The organism is Actinomadura madurae (genome assembly GCF_900115095.1).
GTDB classification, from domain to species: Bacteria; Actinomycetota; Actinomycetes; order Streptosporangiales; family Streptosporangiaceae; genus Spirillospora; species Spirillospora madurae.
Map to the genome: position 1 here is coordinate 139,304 of NZ_FOVH01000008.1, position 17,326 is coordinate 156,629.

General features: G+C 71.5%; 18 protein-coding genes. 4 read left to right on the forward strand and 14 right to left on the reverse strand.

What is annotated here, in order from left to right:
* Window positions 1–7: 7 nt before the first annotated feature.
* From BM339_RS22690 to BM339_RS22705, 4 genes are all read right to left on the reverse strand, one after another.
* The gene (locus tag BM339_RS22690) at window positions 8–976 is read right to left on the reverse strand and encodes a zinc-binding dehydrogenase (protein WP_021596830.1); all 969 of its coding nucleotides are present in this window, start codon (window positions 974–976) and stop codon (window positions 8–10) included.
* A gap of 65 nt (window positions 977–1,041) precedes the next feature.
* Window positions 1,042–1,794, reverse strand: a complete 753-nt coding sequence (locus BM339_RS22695; protein WP_033331957.1) for an amino acid ABC transporter ATP-binding protein — start codon at window positions 1,792–1,794, stop codon at window positions 1,042–1,044.
* 80 nt (window positions 1,795–1,874) lie between these two features.
* Window positions 1,875–2,786 carry an amino acid ABC transporter permease gene (locus BM339_RS22700; protein ID WP_021596832.1) on the reverse strand — a complete coding sequence of 304 codons (912 nt, stop codon included), beginning with the start codon at window positions 2,784–2,786 and terminating at the stop codon, window positions 1,875–1,877.
* A gap of 4 nt (window positions 2,787–2,790) precedes the next feature.
* Window positions 2,791–3,699: an ABC transporter substrate-binding protein gene (locus tag BM339_RS22705; RefSeq protein WP_021596833.1), complete on the reverse strand. Its 909-nt coding sequence runs from the start codon at window positions 3,697–3,699 to the stop codon at window positions 2,791–2,793.
* 358 nt (window positions 3,700–4,057) lie between these two features.
* Between BM339_RS22705 and BM339_RS22710 the strand changes: the two genes are divergently transcribed.
* Window positions 4,058–5,248 (forward strand): NAD(P)-dependent malic enzyme, encoded by a 1,191-nt coding sequence (locus tag BM339_RS22710; RefSeq protein WP_021596834.1) that lies wholly within the window; start codon window positions 4,058–4,060, stop codon window positions 5,246–5,248.
* Window positions 5,249–5,301: 53 nt separating this feature from the next.
* On the opposite strand, the gene BM339_RS22715 is transcribed toward BM339_RS22710, so the two are convergent.
* The 6 genes from BM339_RS22715 to BM339_RS22740 all read right to left on the reverse strand — a co-directional run bounded on the left by BM339_RS22715 (window position 5,302) and on the right by BM339_RS22740 (window position 10,170).
* The gene (locus BM339_RS22715; RefSeq protein WP_075022136.1) at window positions 5,302–5,958 is read right to left on the reverse strand and encodes a response regulator transcription factor; all 657 of its coding nucleotides are present in this window, start codon (window positions 5,956–5,958) and stop codon (window positions 5,302–5,304) included.
* A complete protein-coding gene (locus BM339_RS22720) occupies window positions 5,955–7,100 on the reverse strand; it encodes a sensor histidine kinase (RefSeq protein WP_244938693.1) in 1,146 nt (381 codons plus the stop codon). The genes BM339_RS22715 and BM339_RS22720 overlap by 4 nt, the downstream gene beginning before the upstream one ends.
* Window positions 7,101–7,180: 80 nt before the next feature.
* Window positions 7,181–7,699 carry a hypothetical protein gene (locus BM339_RS22725; RefSeq protein WP_218163726.1) on the reverse strand — a complete coding sequence of 173 codons (519 nt, stop codon included), beginning with the start codon at window positions 7,697–7,699 and terminating at the stop codon, window positions 7,181–7,183.
* 78 nt (window positions 7,700–7,777) lie between these two features.
* Window positions 7,778–8,797: an ABC transporter permease subunit gene (locus tag BM339_RS22730; RefSeq protein WP_075022139.1), complete on the reverse strand. Its 1,020-nt coding sequence runs from the start codon at window positions 8,795–8,797 to the stop codon at window positions 7,778–7,780.
* Window positions 8,794–9,684, reverse strand: a complete 891-nt coding sequence (locus tag BM339_RS22735; RefSeq protein ID WP_024935420.1) for an ABC transporter ATP-binding protein — start codon at window positions 9,682–9,684, stop codon at window positions 8,794–8,796. Before BM339_RS22735 ends, BM339_RS22730 begins: the two co-directional genes overlap by 4 nt.
* 96 nt (window positions 9,685–9,780) lie before the next feature.
* Window positions 9,781–10,170 carry an ATP-binding protein gene (locus tag BM339_RS22740; protein ID WP_177287755.1) on the reverse strand — a complete coding sequence of 130 codons (390 nt, stop codon included), beginning with the start codon at window positions 10,168–10,170 and terminating at the stop codon, window positions 9,781–9,783.
* 120 nt (window positions 10,171–10,290) lie between these two features.
* Here BM339_RS22740 and BM339_RS22745 point away from each other — a divergent pair, with 120 nt between their 5' ends.
* Together BM339_RS22745 and BM339_RS22750 are read left to right on the forward strand one after the other, a co-directional pair.
* Complete coding sequence (locus tag BM339_RS22745; RefSeq protein WP_075022141.1) at window positions 10,291–11,148, forward strand: helix-turn-helix domain-containing protein; 858 nt, start codon at window positions 10,291–10,293, stop codon at window positions 11,146–11,148.
* A 4-nt stretch (window positions 11,149–11,152) separates the two neighbouring features.
* Window positions 11,153–11,272: a DUF397 domain-containing protein gene (locus BM339_RS22750; protein ID WP_021596963.1), complete on the forward strand. Its 120-nt coding sequence runs from the start codon at window positions 11,153–11,155 to the stop codon at window positions 11,270–11,272.
* Here the strand turns inward: BM339_RS22750 and sodX are convergent.
* Window positions 11,269–11,655: a nickel-type superoxide dismutase maturation protease gene (gene sodX / locus BM339_RS22755; RefSeq protein ID WP_021596964.1), complete on the reverse strand. Its 387-nt coding sequence runs from the start codon at window positions 11,653–11,655 to the stop codon at window positions 11,269–11,271. The genes BM339_RS22750 and sodX overlap by 4 nt on opposite strands.
* A 185-nt stretch (window positions 11,656–11,840) precedes the next feature.
* On the opposite strand from sodX, the gene sodN reads away from it, so the two are divergent.
* Window positions 11,841–12,242 carry a superoxide dismutase, Ni gene (gene sodN, locus BM339_RS22760; RefSeq protein WP_024935419.1) on the forward strand — a complete coding sequence of 134 codons (402 nt, stop codon included), beginning with the start codon at window positions 11,841–11,843 and terminating at the stop codon, window positions 12,240–12,242.
* Window positions 12,243–12,295: 53 nt separating this feature from the next.
* Here sodN and BM339_RS22765 read toward each other — a convergent pair whose 3' ends face one another.
* Genes BM339_RS22765 through BM339_RS51575 form a run of 3 tightly spaced genes read right to left on the reverse strand, consistent with a single transcriptional unit; the run spans window position 12,296 to window position 17,296 of the window.
* Window positions 12,296–12,766, reverse strand: coding sequence for a GNAT family N-acetyltransferase (locus BM339_RS22765; RefSeq protein ID WP_075022143.1), 471 nt, complete (start codon window positions 12,764–12,766; stop codon window positions 12,296–12,298).
* 10 nt (window positions 12,767–12,776) lie between these two features.
* Window positions 12,777–14,012, reverse strand: a complete 1,236-nt coding sequence (locus tag BM339_RS22770) for an enolase C-terminal domain-like protein (protein WP_021596967.1) — start codon at window positions 14,010–14,012, stop codon at window positions 12,777–12,779.
* A gap of 17 nt (window positions 14,013–14,029) precedes the next feature.
* A complete protein-coding gene (locus tag BM339_RS51575; protein ID WP_256255419.1) occupies window positions 14,030–17,296 on the reverse strand; it encodes a glycoside hydrolase family 38 N-terminal domain-containing protein in 3,267 nt (1,088 codons plus the stop codon).
* Window positions 17,297–17,326: the final 30 nt, after the last annotated feature.

The window sequence follows — 17,326 nt, forward strand, 5'->3', positions numbered from 1 at the left end:
CGCGGCGTCACGGGGTGAAGATGATTTTGCCGAAGAGGTCGCCTTCCGCCATCGCGGCGAAGCCCTCCCGGGCCCGGTCCAGCGGGAGCGTCCGGTCGATCAGCGGCCGGGTGCCCGTCTTGACCAGGAACCGCGCGAGCCGCTCCAGCTGGTCGCGGGTCCCCATGGTGGACCCGATCGCCTGCACCTGCAGGAAGAACAGCCGGTTCAGCTGCGCCGGCGGCATCTGGCCGCTGGTGGCGCCGGACACCACGACCCGCCCGCCGGGCCGCACCGACCTCATCGAGTGCGACCAGGTCGCCTGCCCGACGGTCTCGATCACGGCGTCCACCCGCTCGGGCAGCCGCGCGCCCGGCTCGAACACGGCGTCCGCGCCGAGTTCCTGCGCGCGCTTGCGCTTGGCCTCGCTGCGGCTGGTCGCGTAGACGCGGAAGCCGGCGGCGGACGCCAGCGAGATCGCGGCGGTCGCGACCCCGCCGCCCGCGCCCTGCACGAGGACGGACGCGCCGGGCTCCAGCCCCGCCTTGTCGAACAGCATCCGGTAGGCGGTGAGCCACGCGGTCGGCAGGCAGGCCGCCTCCGCGAAGGACAGCTCGGCCGGCTTCGGGACGAGGTTGCGGCGCGGCACCGCGACCTTCTCCGCCATCGTGCCCGGGTGGACCTCCGACAGCAGCGACCGCTTCGGGTCGAGGGTCTCGTCGCCGCCGCCGCGGGCCGGGTCGCCGATGACCGCGTGGACGATGACCTCGTTGCCGTCCTCGTCCACCCCGGCCGCGTCGCAGCCGAGGATCATCGGGAGCCGGTCCGCGGGCATGCCGACGCCCTTCAGGGACCACAGGTCATGGTGGTTGAGCGCGGTCGCCTTCACCGTGACGGTCGTCCAGCCGTCCGGTACCTCGGGGTCGGGCATCTCCCCCAGCGTGAGCCCGTCCAGCGGATTGTCTGTGTCGATCTGCGTGGCCGTGACAGCGAACATGAACGCACACTAGCCGTCCGGACGGCGCGCAAACGGCCCGCCCCCAGGCGAAGGGGCGGGCCGCGTCACAGGACCTTGGACAGGAAGTCCTGCGTACGCCGGTGCCGCGGGTTGGTCAGCACCTCCCGCGGCGTGCCCTCCTCGACGACGACACCGCCGTCCATGAAGACCAGCGAGTCGCCGACCTCGCGGGCGAACCCCATCTCGTGGGTGACCACGACCATGGTCATGCCGTCGAGGGCGAGCTGCTTCATGACCTCCAGGACCTCGCCGACGAGCTCGGGGTCGAGCGCGGACGTCGGCTCGTCGAACAGCATCAGCGCGGGTTCCATGGCGAGCGCCCGCGCGATCGCCACCCGCTGCTGCTGCCCGCCGGACAGCTGCGCCGGGTAGCTCCGCACCTTGTCGCCGAGGCCGACCCGGGTCAGCAGCGCCACGGCCCGCTCCCGGACCTCCGCCTTCGGCTGCTTCTTGACCCGGCAGGGCGCCTCCATGACGTTCTCCAGCGCCGTCATGTGCGGGAACAGGTTGAACCGCTGGAACACCATGCCGATCTCGCGGCGCTGCGCGGCGACCTCCCGGTCGCGCAGCTCGTACAGCTTGCCGCCCGACTCCCGGTAGCCGACCAGGTGGCCGTTCACCCACAGCCGGCCCGCGTTGATCTTCTCCAGGTGGTTGATGCACCGCAGGAACGTCGACTTCCCGGACCCGGACGGCCCGACGACGCACATCACCTCGCCCGGCTTGACCTCCAGGTTGATGCCCTTCAGCACCTCCAGGCGCCCGAACGACTTGTGCACCTCCTCGGCCTTCACCATCAGGCCGCCGCTCTCGGACGCGGGCGGGGGCGCCCCGGGGTCCTTGGAGAGGGAGTCGCTCACGATGTCCTCACCTCCGCTCACGGGGCACCGCCTCCGGCGCGGAAGCGGAGCCGCTGCCTGGCCTCGGCCCCCTTGCTGGTGCCCTTGCTGTAGTGCCGCTCCAGGTAGTACTGCCCGATCATCATCACCGAGGAGATGAGCAGGTACCACAGGCAGGCCATCACCAGCATCGGAATGATCTTGTAGGTGGTGGCGTAGATGGTCTGGGCGGTGAAGGTCAGCTCGGAGTACGGCACGGCCGCGACCAGCGAGGTGTTCTTCAGCATCGAGATCGACTCGTTGCCGGTCGGCGGGACGATCACGCGCATCGCCTGCGGCAGCACGATCCGCCGCATGGTCTGCATCCTGGACATGCCGAGGGCGCTCGCGGCCTCCTGCTGCCCCTCGTCCACCGAAAGGATCCCGGCCCGGACGATCTCCGCCATGTAGGCGGCCTCGTTCAGGATCAGGCCCAGCGAGGCCGCGATGGCGGCGTTGACCAGCTCCTGCGTCTTCCACGTCTCGAACTCGGGCCCGAACGGGATGCCGATCCCGACGGTCGGGAACAGGGTGCCGATCGCGCCCCAGATGAGCAGCTGGGTGTACAGCGGGGTGCCGCGGAAGAACCACAGGTACACCCAGGCCGCCCCGCTGAGCAGCGGGTTGGCCGACAGCCGCATCAGCGCCAGCACGATGCCGAGCACGATGCCGCCGACCATCGCGGCCAGGGTGAGCCAGACGGTGTTGCGGACGCCCTTGAGGACCGGGTCGGAGTACAGGTACTTCCACTGCTCCGACCATTCGAGCGCGTTGCTGGTCAGCAGGAAGTTGATGAACATCGCGACCAGCACCAGGATGACGGCCGCGCCCAGCCAGCGGCCCGGATGCCGGACGGGGACGGCCTTGATCGCTTCAGGCCGTCCCTTACCGGCGTCGTTGTCGACCGTCATGCGATCAGCTCTGCGCGGCGTTGATCGCCGGCTCGGTGATCGCGCCGCTCTCCACCCCGGCGTCGGTGAGGATCTTCTTGTAGGTGCCGTCGGCGATGAGGGCCTTCAGCGCGCCCTGCAGGGCCTCCTTGAACTGCCCGGAGTTCTTGCCGATCGCGTAGCCGTACGGCGCGGTGTCGTACACCTGGCCGAGGATCTGCAGCTTCCCGCCGGTCTTCTTCACCGCGTCGCCGACGATCGGGGAGTCGGCGGCCATGCCGTCCACCTTGCCCGCGACGAGGTCGTTGTTGACCTCGGTCTGCTGCTTGCGGACGACGGCCTTGATGGCCGGCTTGCCCGCGTCGGTGCACTTCTTGCTGCGCGCCTTGAGGTCGTCGACCTGCACGGTGCCCTGCTGGACGCCGATGCTCTTCCCGCACGCGTCGTCGGGGTTGACGCCCTTCGGGTTGCCCTTGAGCGCCGCCCAGGACGTCCCGGCGGAGTAGTAGGTGACGAAGTCGACGGCGCCCTCGCGCTCCTTGGTGTCGGTGAAGGAGGAGACACCGGCCTCGTACTTGCCGGACTGGACGCCCGGGATGATCGTGTCGAAGCCCGCGTTGCTGTACTGGGTCTTCAGGCCGAGCTTGGCCGCGACGGCGTCGAACAACTCGACGTCCCAGCCGACGATCTTCTGGGAGGCGGGGTCGACCGACTCGTTGGGCGGGTAGGACGCGTCCGTGCCGATCGTGATCTTGCCATCGCTTTTGATCGCGGCCGGGACCATGGCCGCGAGCTTGCTGTCCACACTGGTGTTCGAGGCCCCGGAGTCGTTGGAGTCGCCCGAGTCGTCGCCACAGGCCGAGAGGGCGAGGGCGCCCGTCAGCACGAGCGCGCCCGCCGCAACGGCGTGACGGCGCAGAGAACCGGTGATCACGGGTCCCCCTTCGATGGTTGCGTCGGATCCGTGGAGATCCGAAGGTCAGGTGCACATTTTGGCGCACAAGGTCCCTGATCTGGATAAAGGGTCCGAAACAATCACGCAACGAGGAAGCTCCGGATCGGTACGGACCTGGCGTCCAGCCCCAACACGGAGCAATCGGTCGGCCACGTGTGGGCACGGTCACGTGATGGTCACCACCACCCCGGCCCCAGGGGCGGCCGGACACCGTGTGGCACAATCGGACAACGGGTGACCCCCGTGCGTCGCGAGATGACCACCAGGTGACGGCCACCACACCACCACCACCGCGGCGGCATCGCAAGAAAGCCAACTTTCACTGACAGGGGTCGCTGTGGCTGCTGAGCCCATTCAAACCGAACCGCCCTCACTGGACGAGGATCCGGCCTTTCCGCTGCACCGCGGCGGCAAGCTTGAGATGCGGTCGACCATTCCCGTCCGCAACAAGGACGACCTTTCGCTGGCCTACACCCCGGGCGTCGCCCGCGTGTGCACCGCGATCGCCGAGAACCCCGACCTGGCCTACGACTACACCTGGACGTCCAAGGTCGTCGCCGTCGTCACCGACGGCACCGCCGTGCTCGGCCTCGGCGACATCGGCCCCGCCGCGTCCATGCCGGTCATGGAGGGCAAGTCCCTGCTCTTCAAGGAGTTCGCCGACGTCGACTCCGTGCCGATCGCGCTGAACTGCACGGACGTGGACGAGATCGTCGACACGGTCAGCCGGATGGCGCCGAGCTTCGGCGGCATCAACCTGGAGGACATCAGCGCCCCCCGCTGCTTCGAGATCGAGGACCGGCTGCGGGCCGCGCTCGACATCCCGGTCTTCCACGACGACCAGCACGGCACCGCGATCGTCGTGCTCGCCGCGCTCACCAACGCCGCCCGGCACGTCGGCAGGCCGCTGTCGGAGCTGCGCGCGGTCGTGGCGGGCGCGGGCGCGTCCGGCATCGCCGTCTCGCAGATGCTGATCGAGGGCGGCATCGGCGACATCGCCCTGTCCGACAGCAAGGGCCTGATCTACGAGGGACGCGACGGCCTGAACCCGATCAAGGAGCGCATCGCCTCGATCACCAACCGGTCGCATCTCAAGGGCTCCACCGAGGAGGCGCTGCGCGGCGCCGACGTCTTCATCGGCCTGTCCGGCAGCACCGTCCACGAGTCGTGCGTCGCCACGATGTCGGAGAACGCGATCGTCTTCGCCCTCTCCAACCCGACCCCCGAGGTCCACCCGGAGATCGCGCGCCGGCACGCCAAGGTCGTCGCGACCGGCCGCAGCGACTTCCCGAACCAGATCAACAACGTGCTGGCGTTCCCCGGCATCTTCCGCGGCGCGCTGGACGTCCGGGCCCACTCCATCACCGAGGGCATGAAGCTGGCGGCGGCCAACGCCCTCGCCGGCATCGTCGGCGACGACCTGACCGCCGACTACGTCATCCCCGGCCCCTTCGACGACCGCGTCGCCCCGGCCGTCTCCACCGCCGTGGCAGACCAGGCCCGCAAGGAAGGCGTCGCCCGCATCTGACCGCCACCGGCCCGTGTTCCCGCCCAGGAACACGGGCCGCGGGCCGTGCGGCGTCATGACGGGTCGACGAGGTGGTTCTCCCACGCCCAGGTGACGATTCCGACGCGGTTGCGGACCTCTAGTTTGGCCTGGATGCCCGACAGATGGCTCTTGACGGTGCTGAGGGAGATGAACAACTCCGCGGCGATCTCCTGATTGGTGCGGCCGCGCGCCAGGGCCCGGACGACCTGGAGTTCGCGGTCCGACAGGGGCGGGGGCCGCTCGGCGCGCGGCGGTGCCGAGGCGGCCGTCACGTGGCGCAGCAGCCGGACGGTGACGGAAGGCGAGACCAGCGCCTCACCGTTGTGGGCGGCACGGACCGCCTCGACGAGCAGGGCGGGCCCGGCGTCCTTGAGGACGAAGCCGACGGCCCCGCCGCGCAGCGCGCCGTACACGTACTCGTCCAGGTCGAAGGTGGTGACCACGACGACCCGCATCGGGTCGGGCACCCGCGGTCCGGCCAGCGCGCGGGTCACGTCGATGCCGTCGAGCCGGGGCATCCTGATGTCCACCAGGCACACGTCCGGGCGCAGCCGTCGCGCCAGGGCGACCGCATCGGCCCCGTCGGACGCCTCGCCGACGACGCTGATGTCGGGCTGGTCCTCCAGGATCAGCCGCAGCCCGCGGCGCACCATCGCCTGGTCGTCGGCGAGCAGGACCGAGATGGTCATCGGGGCTCCCCGGTGGGGACGGGCAGGGTCGCCAGCACGGACCAGCCGGCGCCGGGCCTCGGCCCGGCCCGCAGCGTGCCGCCGAGCGCCTCGACGCGTTCGCGCATGCCGATCAGGCCGTACCCGCCGCGCTGGGGATGCCGGGCCTGGGTCGCCGGTGCGTCGTCGGCGATCTCGACGGTGACGCACTGCGCCCCCTGCCCGACGGTGACCGTGACGGACCGGGCCGTGGGGGCGTGCCGCAGGACGTTCGTCAGGGCCTCCTGGGCGACGCGGTACACGGTGTTGGTCACCTCAGGCGGCCACTCGTCACCGTCCGGAATGCTCAGCCGCACCTCCCGGCCCCGCCCGCGGAAACGCTCCACCAGAGCGTCCAGGCCCTCCGGCCCGGGGGACGCCGGCGCCGCGTCGCCGGTGTCGCGCAGCAGCCCAACGACCCGTCGCATCGCGGCCAGGGCGTCGGTCCCCGCGGCCTCCATCTCGCCGAGGTACCCGCTCACCTGCTCCGGGTCACGCCGCGCGACCACCTGGGCGCCCTGCGCCTGAAGCAGCAGGCCCGTGATGTGGTGGGCCACCACGTCGTGCAGTTCCCGGGCCAGCTCCAGCCGCTCCGCCCTCCGTACCTCCTCGGCGGACGCGCGCGCCCGGGCGTCCAGGACCCGCAGCGACAGCCCGGCGCCGACGGCGACCAGCCAGACCAGGCCGTCCAGCGCCGTCACCGCCGCGAGGCCGCCGGACGGCGGCCCGGCGGCGACCTGACCGGCGATGATCAGTGCCGGCCCGGCGCCCGCGACCGCGGCGGCCCGGACCGGCGCGAGGGTCCGGAGCGCGGAACCGGTCAGCACGGCCAGCCCCAGCGTCATGGCCGGGCTGGGCTCGGCGGGGAGATCGAAGCCGGCCAGGCCGGTGGCCACGATGGCCGCCGCCGCAAGACCGAGCCCCGCGACCGCCGCCCGGAGCGGCCTGCGCAGCCCCAGCAGCGCCGGGAGGCACACCGCCGCCGCGGAGACACTGCCCGGCACCCAGTACCAGGCACCCCAGGTCTGCGCGATGGCGGCGGCCTGCACGGCGATCGCCGCGAGGAACACGGCGCCGAGCCCGGCCATGGAGACGCCCCGGACCCATCCACCCGGAACGGTCACGCCGGTCAGGCTATCGATGCTCTGTCCGGAGTCACACGCGGACGGATCCTCGCCCGGCGCGTCTTGGGCGCGTCCCGCCCCTACCACGGTGGCCGCCCGGTCGGCGACGCCCCGGCGCCCGGGGTGCTGGACCGCCGCCGGACGAGGTCGGCCGCGCGCAGCAGCGCCCCCGCGACGAACCCCCCGGCCACCAGCAGCGTGGCCAGGGTCATCAGGCCGCTGAGCCCGGCGAACCAGCCGAGCGCGGTCACCGCGACGCCGCCCGCGGCGACGGCGACCGCCGACGGCACCGGCAGCGATCTGAGCGCGGAGCCGACGAGCACGGCCAGGGCCAGCGCCGTCATGGGCGACGGCTCCTGCGGCAGGTCGGCCGCGTGGAACACTCCCACGGCACCGGCCGTCACGGCCAGGCCCGCGACCGCGGGCCACGCCCCCCGCCGCCCGCGCAGCAGCGCCAGCCCGCACATCACCGCCGAGACGGCGGTGGTGCAGATCCAGTAGGCACCGCCCCAGCTGACGAGGAGCATGTACGCCGTGAAGGCGATGCCCAGGGCGAACACCACGCCCAACCCCGCATTGACCAGCAGGTCCGGCCTCACTGGAGACCCACTGGCATCATTCTGATGGCCGTTGGCAAGCGACATTGAGGGACCTCGGTATCGGGAGTGGTGGCCGTGTCAGGCACGCCTGACGCGGCGCAGGGCGATGACGCTGAGGAACGCGCCGGTCAGCAGATAGAGCCCCGTCTCGGCAAGCTGGAACGACCAGTAGCGGCCGCCGGGCTGGTACTCGACGTCAACGTGCAGATCGAGCGCGGACAGGCACACCGCGGCGTCACCGAACGTGCCGCCCGCGCCGGTCTTCGGCGGGGTGTCGAGACACTCGTTGAACGCCTTCTCGCTGAGCGTCCGCCCGTCCCGGGTGCGCAGCGGGCTGGTCTCGCTGATCCACGCGTCGGGGGCTCCGGGCACCTGCAGGCCGCCGACGACGGGGGCCCCGGTGATGCTGCCCAGGCTCCTGGCCTGGTTGATGGCCTGCGCGGTCATCGGCAGGGTCGTCTTCTCCGGCGGCATGAGGTGCGGCCGGACCAGGTTCGGCACCGTGAACTGGACGACGAGGAAGACGGCGCCCGTGACGGCCATCGCGGGCAGCGTCCGGCGCACGAACAGGCCGACGGTGGTGCCGAGGGCGAAGGCAAGGAAGGCGTAGCCGATCGGTGCGATGTTGCGCGCCCCGAACTCCACCGTCCCGAACCGGTCGGAGGCGACCTGGTCGTACGGGGAGGCCGCCCAGGTGAGCAGGAGGCCCGCCGCGCCCGCCACGACCATCGCGGCAAGGCCGACGAACGCCATCCTGCCGATCAGCCAGCGGCGGCGGGTCACGCTCTGGTTCCACACCAGCCGGTGGGTGCCGAGCTCCAGTTCCCGGGCGATCAGCGGCGCCCCCCAGAACGCGCCGATCACCACCGGGATCAGCCCGAGTCCGGCGGCCAGGAACAGCAGCGTGTTCCGGTAGGTGCCCTGGAACTGGCTCTCGGCTTGGGCGCAGGCGGCGGCGTCGCCGCACCGGGACCGGTAGGCGTCGTGAGCGTCCCGGATGTCCATGCCGAGATACAGCAGGTAGCCGGCGATCAACACGAGTCCGGCGGCACCGGCGAGCGCCTGGAAGCGGAACTGCCGCCAGTTCAACCAGATCATCGTGCTTCCTCGCCTGCCATGGCGACGGGCGCGTTCGCCCGGGACATGTACGCGAGCACCAGCTCTTCGAGCGTGACCGGCCGGGTTCGGTACGGGAGCTCCGAGGGCGGGAGACCGGTGCGCACCATCGCGCCGCCGTGCTCCGCCCGGACGACCTCGACACCCGCGGGCGGCCGGCCGGGATCGCCGTGCGGCGCGACCAGCCGGTGATGGCGGGCCAGCAGTTCGCGGACGTCACCGGCGACCTGGATCCGCGCGCCGCACAGCACGATGAGGTAGTCGCAGACCTGCTCGATGTCACCGAGCAGGTGCGAGGACAGCACGGCGCTGGCGCCGAGTTCCGCGACGAACTCCATCAGGTTCGCCAGGAACCCCTGGCGCGCCAGCGGGTCCAGCGCGGCGGCCGGCTCGTCGAAGATCAGCAGTTCGGGGCGCTTGGCGGCGGCGATCGTCAGCGCCAGCTGCGCGCGCTGCCCGCCGGACAGCCGTCCGGCCTTCTGGCCCGGGCTCAGCCCGACCTGCGCGATGCGCCGCTCGGCCAGCCCCTGGTCCCATGACGGGTTCAAGTGCGCGCCCAGGCGCAGATGGTCGGACACGCTGAACGAGGGGTACACCGGAGTGTTCTGCGCCACGAAGCCGACCCTGGCCAGGTGCGCGGCGCTCGCCGCCGGCCTGGAGCCCAGAACGCGCAGCGAGCCCGACGTCGGCTCCAGAAGCCCGCAGGCCAGATTCAGCAGTGTCGACTTGCCGGCCCCGTTCGGCCCCACCAGCCCCACGACGCGACCGGCTGGAATGCGCAGATCGACTCCGCTCAGCGCCCGCCGGCGACCGTACCTTTTCGTCAATCCCTCTGCCTGCAGCACGGGGACCGGATCTTCATGTGACATGACGACATCGTCGGTACCGGCGCCGCCCCAGATCACCGGCCCAAAGCACGGTTCGCTCCGACGGCCGTCGTACTTTCGGCCGGTTTCGCCCGGCCGTCAGAGGAGTTTCGCCCAGGTGACCTTGCCGCCCTCGTTCAGGGGGCGGACGCCCCACGCTCTGACCAGCTCGGCCATGAGCATCAGGCCGCGGCCGGTCGTCGCCGCGTGGTTCTCCGGCGGGATCATCGGGCGCCCGTCCCCGGCGTCCCACACCTCCACGATCGGATGCCCGTCGCGCTCGTCGCGGAACAGCCGCACGATGATCGGCCCCTCCCCGTGCTTGAAGCTGTTTGTGACCAGCTCGCACACCACGAGCCGCGCGACGTAGTCGTCATCGATCCCCCACTCGGCGAACCGCTCGGCGAGAAACCGCCGCGCCAGCCAAGGCGCACGATCAGTCGGATCGAGGACGAGTGTGGGGACCTCGGGGGCCATGGCAGTAGGCATCGGCAAGACCTTCGGCATCGCGAGCTGTGTGTGAACCACGACACAGAGTCACACCACGACGCTAGATTTGGGCATGTACAGAACGCATCCGCGACAACACGGAACGCGAGGTCACCCCCCATGACCACGAACGCCTCGCCGGATCCCAAGACCGGACTCTGGGCCTTCACCGCCTACTACCTGCGCTTCTGCCGCAATCAACGTGGCCTGTCGGGCGAGGCCGTGGGACGCCTCATCAACGCCAGCAAAGCGACCGTTTCACGCATCGAGAACGGCGTGGACCGCCTGGACGGAAGCCGCGCCGCCCTCCTGGACAGGGCCTGGGAGACCGGCGGCCTCTTCACCCTCCTGGTCTGGTACGCCAGCATCGGCCACGACCCGCAATGGCTCGCGGAGCTCAGGACCTTCGAACAGCGAGCCCGAATCATCCGGGTCTTCGAACCCCTCCTGTTCTCCGGTCTCCTCCAGACCGAGGAGTACGCCCGAGCCCTGTTCACCGGCGGCGGCATGCCCGACCCCGAGCCGTTCGTCAAGGAGCGGATGGAACGGCAGGACGTCCTCGACCGGGCCTTCGTCATGGTCCTGCTCAGTGAGGCCGCACTGCGGTGGCCGGTGGGCAACCCCCAGATCATGCGGGAGCAGCTCGCACATGTCCTCGAAATAGCGAAGCGCCCGAACGTCGTCCTCCGAGTGATCCCGCGGACCTTCGAGACGGGCGCCTACCCGGGCCTGGACGGCGGTCTGAAACTCGTCACAGGTGACACCTTCGGAGAAGTGGCCTATACCGAATCGAGTGGAGGCGGGCGGCTTGTATCGTCACCGACAGAGGTCGCGGAGTACGCGATCCTGTTCGCGCGGATCAGCGCGAAGGCTCTTCCGGAGCATCGGACCAAAGAGCTGGTCGAGCAAGCGATGGAGGCGTTCAGTGGCGACGACGTGGCGCAAGAGCAGTCACAGCGGCACGCAGGGCGGAAGTGATTGCGTGGAGGTCGGCCGCCTTCCCCAGGCGATCGCCTTCCGGGACTCCAAGGACCCCGACGGGCCCAAGCTCGCCGTCAGCCGTGGTGCCTTCGCGGCGCTGGTCGCGGAACTGAAGCGCTAGCGGCCCACCCGGGGGCGAGGCCAGTAGCGCGCGATCACCCTGCCCTTGATGAGGGCGTCGGGGACGGGGCCGAAGTCCCAGCTGTCGCGGCGGCCTCGGGCGCGCTGGTTGTCGCTTTCCAGCCACCAGCCGTCGCCGGAGCGGTGCGTGACGCGTTTGACGATCAGCAGGTCGCGGCGCTCCGGGTGCTCGGCGACCACGACGGCGCCGGGGGCGGGGCGGGCGCCGGTGTGGACGATGAGCCAGTCCCCCGGGCGCAGGCCCGGGAGCATCGAGTCTCCGGTGACCTCCACGGTCCGCAGCCTCCGGGCCGCGGCCAGCGCGCACACGGCCGCGCCGGCGAGGACCCAGAGCACGGGGTGGCGGGGGGTCCGGATCCGCATGATCCTCCTTGCTGGCCCGCATACTTCGGCGGGCGGCGGTCACAACCACTGCTGGAAGGGTTCCGGACCGCTGCCGGTCCGGGTCTTAGGCCGAAATACCGAGTGCCCTGGCCGGACGGGCCCAGGGGCACAAGAGTAATGTCGGTGACCTGAGCATGATCCGCAACGAGGGAAGGGATTCGCAGGTGTTGCTCAAGCTTCTGCGCCCGAGGACGACGGTCTCCGCGCACTGCGACCTGCCGTGTGGTGTCTACGACCCGGCGCAGGCCCGGATCGAGGCCGAGTCGGTCAAGGCGATCGCCGAGAAGTACGCGGCGAACGAGGACCCCGAGTTCCGCGCCCGGGCGATTCTGATCAAGGAGCAGCGCTCGGAGCTGGTCAAGCACCACCTGTGGGTGCTGTGGACCGACTACTTCAAGCCGCCGCACTTCGAGAAGTACCCCCAGCTCCACCAGCTGTTCAACGAGGCGACCAAGCTGGCCGGGGCCGGCGGCACCAAGGGCAGCATGGACGTCAAGGTGGCCGAGGAGCTGCTCGCCAAGATCAGCGAAATCGACAAGATCTTCTGGGAGACCAAGCAGGGCTGACCTGCACTGGTGACCGCGAGGGCCGTCCGGTTCCGGGCGGCCCTCGCGGCATGTCAGGAGCGGGCGGCCTTGGTGAGGGCGTCGCCGGTCAGGCGGTAGACCGTCCACTCGTCCTGGGGGCGGGCGCCGAGGGCTTCGTAGAAGCCGATCGCGGGCGTGTTCCAGTTGAGGACGGCCCATTCGACGCGTTCGTAGCCTCGGTCGTCGGCGATGCGGGTCAGCTCGGTGAGGAGGGCCTTGCCGTGGCCGCCGCCGCGGCACTCGGGGTCGACGAAGAGGTCTTCCAGGTAGATGCCGTGGGTGCCGTTCCAGGTGGAGAACGTGAGGAACCACACGGCGAACCCGACGACCCGTCCGTCGTGTTCGGCGACGTGGGCGAAGACCTTGGGGTCGTCGCCGAAGAGGCGCTCGCGCAGCTGGTCCTCGGTGACCTTCACCTCGTGCAGGGCGCGCTCGTAGTCGGCCAGCTCCCGGATCAGCCGCAGGATGGCCGGGACGTCGTCAGGGGTCGCGTAGCGGATCACAGCAGGCAGGCTAATCGAGCGGCGCCAGTGCCGCGTCCGGGTCGGCCCACCGGTCGTTGGGGACGAGCGGGTACCAGCCCGGCCGGCCCGGGTCGCGGTCGTAGGCGTAGCCGCCCAGCTCCTTGTACAGCTCGGCGTACTCGGCGAGCTTGTCACGATCCAACCGGACGCCGAGGCCGGGGCCGGACGGCACCGCGATCCTGCCGTCCGCGTACCGCATCAGGCCGCCCTCGATCACGTCGTCGGCGAGGTGGTGGTAGTGCGCGTCGGCGGCGTAGGTGAGGTTGGGCAGGACGGCGCCGAGGTGCAGCATGGTGGCGAGCTGGATGCCGAGTTCGCCGGACGAGTGGACGGCGACGCCGATCTGGAACGTCTCGCACACGCCGGCGGCCTTCACGCACGGCCGGATGCCGCCCCAGAACGTGGTGTCGAGCAGGACGACGTCCGCGCTGCGGCGCAGGACGTTGGCGGCGAGCTGCTCGAAGTTGACGACGACGGTGTTGGTGGCGAGGGGGATGTTCACGCGTTCGCGGACGAGCCGGAGCCCCTCCAGGCCGAGGACGGGGTCTTCGAGATAGTCGTTGGGGAGGTCCTCGATCGCCTTCCCGAAGCGGAGGCCCTCCTCCAGTGACAGCACGGAGTTCGGGTCGTAGCGGAACCGGTCGTCGGGGAACGCCGCGGCGAGGGCCTTGTAGCACTCCAGCTCGTGGCCGGGCGGGAAGACGCCGCCTTTCAGCTTGTGGACGGAGAAGCCGTGCGCGTCCTTGAGCGCGCGGGCGTGCTCGACGAGCTGCTCGGGGGTGCGGACCTCGGTGGAACCGCCGGCGCCCGGGTAGCGGTAGAAGAGGTAGGACGCGAACGGGACCGAGTCGCGGATGCGGCCGCCGAGCAGGTCGTGCACCGGGACGCCGAGGTGCTGCCCGACGAGGTCGAGGCAGGCGAACTCGATGGCGGCGAGCATCTGGGTGCGGTTGTTGTAGAGGCTCGCCGTCGGGTTGGCGATCTTGAAGCGGAGCGTCTCCAGCGCGAACGGGTCGTGCCCCTCCAGGTGCGGGGCGAGGGCCTCGAACGCGGCCTCGGCGCTCTGCCCGCCGCCGCCCATCTCGCCGAGCCCGACGAGGCCGTTGTCGGCCTCGACCTCCACGATCGTCCGGACGAAGCGGCCCCAGTGGGCGCCGTTGCTGTGCAGGAGCGGCGCCTCCAGCGGCACGGTGACCGTGGTGGCGCGGATGCCTGTGATCTTCATGTGTCCCCGATCCGTGGTCAACGCCGAACCGTGACGGTGGCGACGCCGCACGCGGGCAGCCGTACCGTCATCGTGCCGTCCCGGACGGGCAGGTCCGCCGGGTCGCGCTCCAGGCCGCCGCTCAGCCGCGCGCTGGTCACGCCGGGCATGTGCAGGTCCGTCTCGACCGCGCCGGACGCGAGCGACTGGAGCCGGACGGCCAGGCCGTCGCCGTCGCGGGCGCGCCCGACGGAGGTGACGAGGACGTCCGGGTCGTCGACGCGCAGGAACGTCCCGGACGCGGCCGGGGACGCGGTGCCGGTGGCGAGGGTGGCGACGAACGGGTCGGTGAGGCCGGCGGCGGTGCGGGCGCCGAGCCGGCGGCCGGACCCGGCGGCCGCCGACGCGAACGCGTACCGGAAGGTGGTCTCGCCCTGCTGCTGGGACGGGAAGTTGGTGTCCCAGATGTTGTTCAGGGCCCAGGAGTAGACGGTGCCGTCCTCGTTGTCGAGGGTCGGCGGGAACGGCGCGTAGGGCATGTGGATGGAGCCGAACTGGACGAGCGGCGCCTCCAGCGTCGCCCACGCGACGGTGATGTCGGGGTCCTCGAACGCGACCCAGTGCCGGATGGGCCGCATGTGCTCGGCCGATCCCGGCACGCTCGGGACGGCGGTGCCGCCGACGCCGCCGGTGAGCTCCCAGGCTGCGGGCGGCCCGTCCACGGCGAACGGGAACGCGAAGAACACCGCCTCCTTGGCCGCGGTCGGCTGCTTGCCGAGCTGGTAGCGGACGTCCACACGCGGCACGCCCGCGTACAGGTCGATCGTGGTGCGCAGCCAGTCGACGCCCTTGCCGTGCAGTTCGACGACGAGGCGTTCACCGGCCGGGGTGCGCTCGCACCTGGTGACCGTCGCGTGGGTGGCGATGGCCCGGTCGCCGAGCATCGTCTTGTCGTGGACGAGCATGTGCCCGGACATGTGGTTGAAGTGCGGCGCGGTCGCGTACCGGTCGTAGACGTACTGGCCGAACCCGGCGGCGGCGTCGGCGTTCACGAGCTCGCGCCCGGCGGTCTTGTCGAAGACCGAGCCGATGTGGCCTTCCTTGAGGTCGTAGGTCACGCGGTAGAACTCGTTCTCGATCGTCCCCTCGGTGCCGAGGTCGACGGGCTCGGGCGCCCGCTCCGCCGATCGGACGACGTCGACGCGGACGTGCCCGTGGCCGGGGACGTCCGGCAGCACCGCCTCCAGGTGGCGGCCGATGGGGCGGGTCGGCCACTCGTCGGGGTCGACCTCCTCCTCGCGGTGCGGGACGGGCTCGCCGGTGCGGGCGTCCACGAGCGTGATCGGGACGTCCACGGCGACGACGTCGCGGGGCAGGAACGCGCGGGCGACGTCGGTGCGGGCGGCCGTGCCCGGGTTGACGACGAGGAAGGAGGCGAGCGCGTCCGGTGCCGCTCCGAAGGTGTCGCCGAGCCGCCGCGCGCCGGCCTGGAGCAGGTCGAGCGCGTCGTCGTGGGCCTGGTAGCCGACCTGGGACTTGCGGGTCCACTGGAGGCCGCCCGAGTCGGTGCCCTCCTCGGCGTCCTCCCACGGGTTGGCGGCGCCCCAGGTGTGCTCGTCGAACAGGGCGGCCAGGTCGTAGGCCGCGTCGACGGCCTCGGAGGCACCCGTCCGGTCGCCACTGCGGCTCCTGGAGCGGAGCGCCAGCGGAGCGGAGGGAGCCGCAGTGGCCGGCCCTTCCGGGGGGTGTGGGGGGTCGTCCCCCCACAAGAGACCACTGCGGCTCCTGGAGCGGAGCGCCAGCGGAGCGGAGGGAGCCGCAGTGGCCGGCCCTTCCGGGGGGTGTGGGGGGTCGTCCCCCCACAGGAGACCGCTGCGCTCGTCGGCGAGGGCGTGCAGGGTCTCGGCGGACCGCAGGATGTTCTGCGCCCGCCGGACGTAGCCGAGCGGGCGGGCGCCGGAGCCGAGGCCGTCGGCCCACCAGTCGGTCCAGTCGCCCTCGTGGACCTGGAGCCGGTCGCCGTGGTGCTCCTCGACGTAGTCGAAGAAGTCGGCGTTGGTGGCCATCCGCAGCCGCGGGTAGGCCCATGCCGCGTTCCACCGGTGCGCGATGTCGGCGGGGACGATGGACGGCCCGGCGTTGTCGGCGTGGGCGCCCTGGACGCGCAGGTGGACGGCGTCCAGGAAGTCGGGGTCCTTGGCGGCGCCGACCTGGCCGGGCGCGGCGTACCAGCCGAAGGTGCCGGGCCCGTAGGGGTAGGGGCGGTCGGCGAGGGAGCCGAGGTAGCGGGGCAGCAGGTCCTCGGCGAGGTCGTAGCCGTCGACGAGGCCGACGGTGTTGCCCTCCATGTAGGCCATGCCGTGGGGGGTGTCGGTGAACCAGACCAGCAGCTCGCCGCCGCCCGGGGACCGCCAGCGGAAGGGCCGGGCGAGCCGGTCGCCACCCGTGATGTACGGGACGGACCGCCCCGCCCAGTTGTGCGCGGCGGCGAGGTACCGGACGCCTGCCGCGTTGAGGGCGTCGACCGTCCCGGCGACCGCGCCGGGGATGTCGGTGTGCATGGCGGACCGGACCTCGATGCCGTACTTGTGCCGCAGGTCCTCGACGAAGCGGAGCTGCCGGTACAGCTCCTCCGTCGAGCACGCCTCCGTGTGCAGCTGCATCGGGAACGCGGTGACCTCGATGTTCCCCGCCCGGACCCGCTCGGTGAACTCGGCGACCTGGTCGTCGGAACGGGTCGCGAGCCAGCGCAGCGCCGGCATCGACGACTCGACCGACCAGCGGAACCGTGCGTCGTCCGGCCGCCCGTCGGTCTCCCGCGCCAGCCGCAGCGCCGCGTCCAGGTAGTCGAGGTGGTGGCGCAGGACGGTGCCCTGCGTGTCGGTGTAGCCGATGTCGAGGTGCGAGTGGTGGACGACGAAGACGTTCCACTTGCGCTGCGGGGTGATGTCGAGGGGGGCGGCGCCGACGAGGCCGTCCGCGTCCCGGACCTCCAGGGTGACGCGGCGCGTCCCGTCCACCTCGGGGACGAGCAGCGTCAGCGTCTCGCCCTCCCCCGTCGCGGACGCCAGCACGGCGTCGCCGTCCTTGAGGGCGACGTCGACCCGCCCGCCGCCGGACAGGGTCAGCCGGACGGCCTGCCGCAGCGCGCCGTCCCCGTCCCGCTTGAACAGCGGCAGCACGGCGGCGCGGACGGACAGCCCGCGCACGGCGAGCACCTCGGCGGACGTGTCCTCGCGCAGCGCGGCGCGGATCCCGTCATAGTCGGGCGAACCGAGGCTCGCCTGAAGCAGACGACTCGTCATTTCTAATGGGTGCTCTTTCTGTGGGGAGCG

Coding starts and splice junctions, on each gene's coding strand:
- BM339_RS22690 (WP_021596830.1), bottom strand. CDS start 976: ATGTTCGCTGTCACGGCCACGCAGATCGACACAGACAATCCGCTGGAC.
- BM339_RS22730 (WP_075022139.1), bottom strand. CDS start 8,797: ATGATCTGGTTGAACTGGCGGCAGTTCCGCTTCCAGGCGCTCGCCGGT.
- BM339_RS22740 (WP_177287755.1), bottom strand. CDS start 10,170: ATGCCTACTGCCATGGCCCCCGAGGTCCCCACACTCGTCCTCGATCCG.
- BM339_RS51575 (WP_256255419.1), bottom strand. CDS start 17,296: ATGACGAGTCGTCTGCTTCAGGCGAGCCTCGGTTCGCCCGACTATGAC.
- BM339_RS22770 (WP_021596967.1), bottom strand. CDS start 14,012: ATGAAGATCACAGGCATCCGCGCCACCACGGTCACCGTGCCGCTGGAG.
- BM339_RS22735 (WP_024935420.1), bottom strand. CDS start 9,684: ATGTCACATGAAGATCCGGTCCCCGTGCTGCAGGCAGAGGGATTGACG.
- sodX (WP_021596964.1), bottom strand. CDS start 11,655: ATGCGGATCCGGACCCCCCGCCACCCCGTGCTCTGGGTCCTCGCCGGC.
- BM339_RS22715 (WP_075022136.1), bottom strand. CDS start 5,958: ATGACCATCTCGGTCCTGCTCGCCGACGACCAGGCGATGGTGCGCCGC.
- BM339_RS22700 (WP_021596832.1), bottom strand. CDS start 2,786: ATGACGGTCGACAACGACGCCGGTAAGGGACGGCCTGAAGCGATCAAG.
- BM339_RS22695 (WP_033331957.1), bottom strand. CDS start 1,794: ATGGTGAAGGCCGAGGAGGTGCACAAGTCGTTCGGGCGCCTGGAGGTG.
- BM339_RS22745 (WP_075022141.1), top strand. CDS start 10,291: ATGACCACGAACGCCTCGCCGGATCCCAAGACCGGACTCTGGGCCTTC.